The sequence below is a fragment of the Alcanivorax sp. HI0044 genome, assembly GCF_001634945.1.
Map to the genome: position 1 here is coordinate 1 of NZ_LWEZ01001163.1, position 4,860 is coordinate 4,860.

Consider the following 4,860-nt stretch of genomic DNA (forward strand, 5'->3'; position numbering starts at 1 on the left):
GGGCGGCGGTGAGGGTTGCATGGGGCTGCTTGGGCGAGTCCATTCTCGGGAATCGGAGCAGGCCAGCAAGGTAGTGGTGTGTATCTTCAGTTTAGGCCCTTGCTTCGTTTGCGAGTAGTGGGCTGTCGGGCGGAAATTTCCGAAGAAAGTCTCCGCCTGTCGCGCCACTCTTATCCTTCCTGCTGCGCTGCTATGGCGGGTACGTTTTTCTTGGCGTGTTGGTTCTGCGCTTCCGGTCGTTGCCATTCCGGCGTCGCCCACAGGTGTTTCAGTCGCAGCCACAACGGCCCCGGCTTCGCCATATCCTTAAACAATGCAATGAACTCATGCAGCGTCAGGGTGATCGGATTGTAGCTGTGGATCTGGCGGGTGATGCCGTATTCCGGCGGCAGGTCGTCGCGCTCTTCCACGACGGTGCCGAACAGGCGATCCCAGATAATCAGAGTGCCACCGAAATTGCGGTCGATATATTCCGGGTTGCGGCCGTGGTGCACGCGATGGTGTGACGGCGTGTTGAAAATGAACTCGATCGGCCGCGGCAGTTTCTTTATCCACTGGGTGTGAATAAACCATTGGTAAGACAGGTTCGCTGCCAGCGCGAACAGGCCCCAGGCAGGATCAAAGCCCAGCAGTACCGGCGGCAGGAAAAACAGGAACAGCCCGCTGAACGCATACAGCGTGCTCTGGCGGCCAGCGGTGGTGAAATTCATGTGCTCGGAGGCATGGTGCACCACATGGGTGGCCCAGAACCAGCGCACCTTGTGGGCGGTCACGTGGTAAACGTAGAACAGGAAGTCCACCATCAAAAACAACAGCGCAAAGGTCCACGGGGTGATGGCAATGTCCATCAGCCGGTAGCTGTACACCCAGTCCAGAATGGCGAACACGAACAAGGCATTCACCACCACCTCCAGCAGCACATAGCTGGCGCCCAGCGTCATGCTGGCAGCGGAATCCTTGAGGCTATAGATACCGGTGCCACGAAAGCGCCAGGCCTCGAGAACGATAGTCAGGCCGAACAGCGGCATCATGGCTACCAGCAGCAGCTCCTTGATGTCCGCGTTCTGGTAGGTGGTAACAGCAAAGTCGATCAGATTCATGGATGGGCTCCCTCAGGTCATGGGGCGGGCGCTAATAAAACGCGTCTTTGATGGGGCCATGCTAGAAAATGCCGGCCCAGTGGGATTGACGGATCATGCCAAGCTGTTATCCAATCATGCCATGACGAACCCTTATCCCGATCCCACCGCCATCCGCGTCAATGGCTCCTACGTGCGCGTGCTGCTGGACTGGCTGGATCAGCAGCAACTTCATGCCCCGACCCTGCGGGCGGCGGTGTCCCGGCTGGGCCCAGGTGAGCAGGTCCCCCTGATCCAGTGGCTGGACCTGCTGCGGCGGGCGTATGCCGTGCACCCCGGTGACGGGCGTGGTCTGGAGATCGGCGCCTGCATCAGCCCGGATCATGTGGGGGTGCTGGGGTATCTGGTGCAGGCCAGCGATAACCTGGGCCAGGCCCTGTATGCCTACCAGCGTTTCGAATCCCTGTTCTACGGGATCCGCATGGCGGAAGTGGTGATCCGCGGCAATCAGGCCGAAATCGGCTGGCCCCTGTTCGGTGGTCTCAGCTTGGGTCTGTTGGTGGATGAAACCGCCATCTCGGCGCTGATCAGCTTCCTGCGCAAGATCGTCCCGGACGCCCCCAATCCCGCAGAGGTGACCTTCTCCTCACCCGCCCCGGAAAACCCAGCCATCTACGAGGCCTTCTTTGGCTGCCCGGTGAGCTTTGGCGCGCCCTATGTGGCGGTGCGCTTCCCGGCGGATTACCTCAGCATCCCCCTGCCCACCGCCAACCCGGCCCTGCGCCAGATTCTTGATCGCCAGTCTGTGGCCTTGTCCAACGCTTTGCCGGGCAATGATCCCTTCGCCTTTCAGGTGCAGCAGGTGTTTCTGCGCCTGTTGCCCGATGCGCGGGTATCCCTGAAAGACGTGGCCAACGAAATGGCCATCTCCGTTCGTACCCTGCAACGCCGTCTCACACAAAGCGGCCAGACCTTTCAGGGCTTGCTGGATCGTACCCGCCAGGAACTGGCACAAAGCTACCTGCGCGACCCGTCGCTATCGCTTTTCGAAATCACCATGCTGCTGGGCTTTGCCGAGCAAAGTTCGTTCAACCGGGCATTTAAACAGTGGGTGGGGGTGTCGCCGGGGGCGTGGCGGGATACGGGCTAATTTGCAATTCTTTGCGCAATGGCTAGATTGGGCCTCTCATCCCGGCAGGGGCCAAGGACTAAAAACAAGAAAAGGATTTTCTGTGAAAGCATTGTTGTGTGCTGGCCTGGCGTGTGGTCTGTCTCTCATCCTGTGTGCCTGTGGCCCGGATACCGATGAACAGGCTGCGATGGGTGGGCAAGAAGGCATGATCGAAGTCGAAGCTTCCTCCTGGGAGGCGTTCAATCGGCTTTCCGATGAAGATCAGCTACATCAGGCGACCGCCTTGCTGATCATCCGGTATGACATTGATGAGCAAGGCAAAGTCACCCCTGTGGTGACGCATCGCAAAAGCCGCCTCGGAAGCGATAGCCCGCCGTACCAGGAGGGAGATGTCTACCTTCCGGAAAGTCAGCAGGAATTTCTCAACGTGATTGGCGATGAACGCCGTCATCTGGGTGACGGTGCGGTAGTGCTGTTCTCCGGCAATCCGCCGCAACAGCGAGGCCTTAGCATCATTCGTGATGGCGCAAGTGGTGCCGGAAGCATTTCTGTGGAGGCCGTTCTGAGAGGGTTTGATGGTGCATCGGTAGTCAACGGTCGCCCAGCCGAAGTGCTGACGCTGGAGCCGGACCTTTCAAAAGGCGAAACGGGGCTTGCCAAAATAACACTTTCAGAAGACGAGAAAGACATTCTTGTCGGGATCCTCGAGCGTCGCGAGTTACGCCATGAGGTCGTCGCGCAAGGGGGTGAGTATGTTGTCGGGTGGATTGGCATGGACAAGGACATGATGCAGGTGATGGATGAATTTGATGCGGCCTGCGAATAAGAAGAGGATGCGGACTTCTGTGATATCGAATGGCCAAATAACTTCATGGATAAAAGATTAATGCGATTGAAAGTAATGCTTTTGGGGAGTGCCTTTCTTGCCGGTTGCGGAGGCGGTGGCAGTGACAGCGATCAGGTAGCCCAAGCCTATCCTGAACCTGCAATATTCAGAGCGCCATTAGAACCCCTGCCAGCTGCGACGTTAACGTCTGAAGAAGATGCGGTGTTGTTGTTTGGTGGCGGTTTCTATCACACAGGCTCCCTGAGCACGATAGAAGGTCATGCAAATATCCAGATGGGTAATGGTGTTGATGTGGCCAGTCATCATGGTTTTACCTGCTTGCAGGAAGGAGGCTATGTGTCCGAAAGCTACACGCTGGAAGACCTTGAGTCGCCATTCTCCGGGGCGCTATATGACGTGCGATCCTATCGTTTGGAAGGTTGTGATTATGATTTAACGTTAGGGTCGATCAACACGGGGTTTCGTCAACGTGGCTTCCCTGGTTCCGGCATAGGTTCCGGCGAATTTTTTGAAGAAACGGATTTCCTTTCCTATGACCGGTACGGGGATTCCGTTGAGATTCCCTATTTCGCTTACCAGCAGACCGATATCATTAATAGTCGATTAATGCGAGCCATGTATGGGCATGTTTTCATTCATCTTGAGCGGGAAAGTGCTGAACAAGAGTATGGAGAGAAAAGTCAGCATTCTGAGGAATTTCTGCTCGAGCGATTTGCGTCTATTGATGACGATACAGGGGAAGTGGTGGCTTTCTATTCTCAGTTGGGGAAAAACATGGATGAGCGTTTTGCTCTTGCTGTCACGCCCAATGCAGGTCTCCCTTTCCCGGAATCAAGGATTGAAAGCTTCTCAGGGGTTTATGGGGTAAAAAGGGTGATTCCTCATCGCGAGTCATGTCCAGAGGGGTTGATCACAGCGGCAACGCTTTCGGATCTGGTTATTGAGGATGACCCTTCTGATACAAGTTTTTTGAGCCTCAGGCGAGCCATCAAAAGTGGTCAGGTTGAGCTGCAAGATGAATCAGGCAATAGCGCCGTAATCACCATGGATGGAAATTCCGAGGTTTGGTCGGTGTCGCTGAATGGTGGAGCCTCCGTGGATTTTTCTCTTGAAGAGATTCAGGATTTGCGCGAAGAACGGTGCGGATAATAAAAATGCCATTCAGACCTGACCCCGGTTCCAGATATCGGTTCCTTCGAAAATATAAAGATTCATATTGGGGGATTAAGCTATGAAACCAGGAATAAGAAAAAGGCAAGCTGAGATCGAGGCTTACCTTCAAAGTCTTTATGTCCCATTAAATTATAGTCAGGGTGAGGATGAAGAGAATCCATACACTCTATTATCAATTGAAAAGATGGATTATGACGATAGCCGACTTCGACAGCTGATAGAAGAGGGGGTGTACCTGAACAAAAGTCTCGACACTTGTGATTACAGTACAATTTGGTTTGGAATAATTAACTACCAATCACAAATGAATGGCTTGTCTTATGATGATCTGTATGAGTGGTTAAGGTTCATGATTACCCATGGTGCAGATCTGCAAAAACGAGATGAATTTGGCTTTTCTTGCTTAGATAGAGCTGGGATTTTTAAAAACTTTGAACTGTTCAAAATGTTTGTTGAGGAATTTAAGGTTGATGCCTCTTATGTTAAGCGGTGCCCTATATCAAGCTTCATGCCTAGAACGACAGAGCAAGAAGATCCTGAAAAGGAAGATTTTTCCGGCTTTTATAAAAAAATAGATTATTTTCTTTCTTTAGGGTACAGCCCTCAAGCTGGACTTTATAATGCAGTTA

5 protein-coding genes are annotated in these 4,860 nt (G+C 53.6%); 4 read left to right on the forward strand and 1 reads right to left on the reverse strand.

From position 1 onward, the window contains the following. Positions 1-170 precede the first annotated feature (170 nt). Positions 171-1,100, reverse strand: coding sequence for a sterol desaturase family protein (locus A3730_RS15200; RefSeq protein ID WP_063538355.1), 930 nt, complete (start codon positions 1,098-1,100; stop codon positions 171-173). Positions 1,101-1,158: 58 nt separating this feature from the next. Here A3730_RS15200 and A3730_RS15205 point away from each other — a divergent pair, with 58 nt between their 5' ends. The 4 genes from A3730_RS15205 to A3730_RS15220 all read left to right on the forward strand — a co-directional run. After that, positions 1,159-2,229, forward strand: a complete 1,071-nt coding sequence (locus A3730_RS15205) for an AraC family transcriptional regulator (RefSeq protein WP_231883967.1) — start codon at positions 1,159-1,161, stop codon at positions 2,227-2,229. An 82-nt stretch (positions 2,230-2,311) separates the two neighbouring features. After that, positions 2,312-3,037: a hypothetical protein gene (locus A3730_RS15210; RefSeq protein ID WP_063519489.1), complete on the forward strand. Its 726-nt coding sequence runs from the start codon at positions 2,312-2,314 to the stop codon at positions 3,035-3,037. Positions 3,038-3,097: 60 nt separating this feature from the next. Further along, positions 3,098-4,207, forward strand: a complete 1,110-nt coding sequence (locus A3730_RS15215) for a hypothetical protein (RefSeq protein ID WP_063538357.1) — start codon at positions 3,098-3,100, stop codon at positions 4,205-4,207. Between the two features lie 82 nt (positions 4,208-4,289). Then, positions 4,290-4,860: ankyrin repeat domain-containing protein (locus A3730_RS15220; protein ID WP_156501216.1), on the forward strand; the 571-nt coding region annotated here is incomplete at its 3' end.

Coding starts and splice junctions, on each gene's coding strand:
- A3730_RS15200 (WP_063538355.1), bottom strand. CDS start 1,100: ATGAATCTGATCGACTTTGCTGTTACCACCTACCAGAACGCGGACATC.
- A3730_RS15205 (WP_231883967.1), top strand. CDS start 1,159: ATGCTAGAAAATGCCGGCCCAGTGGGATTGACGGATCATGCCAAGCTG.
- A3730_RS15215 (WP_063538357.1), top strand. CDS start 3,098: ATGCGATTGAAAGTAATGCTTTTGGGGAGTGCCTTTCTTGCCGGTTGC.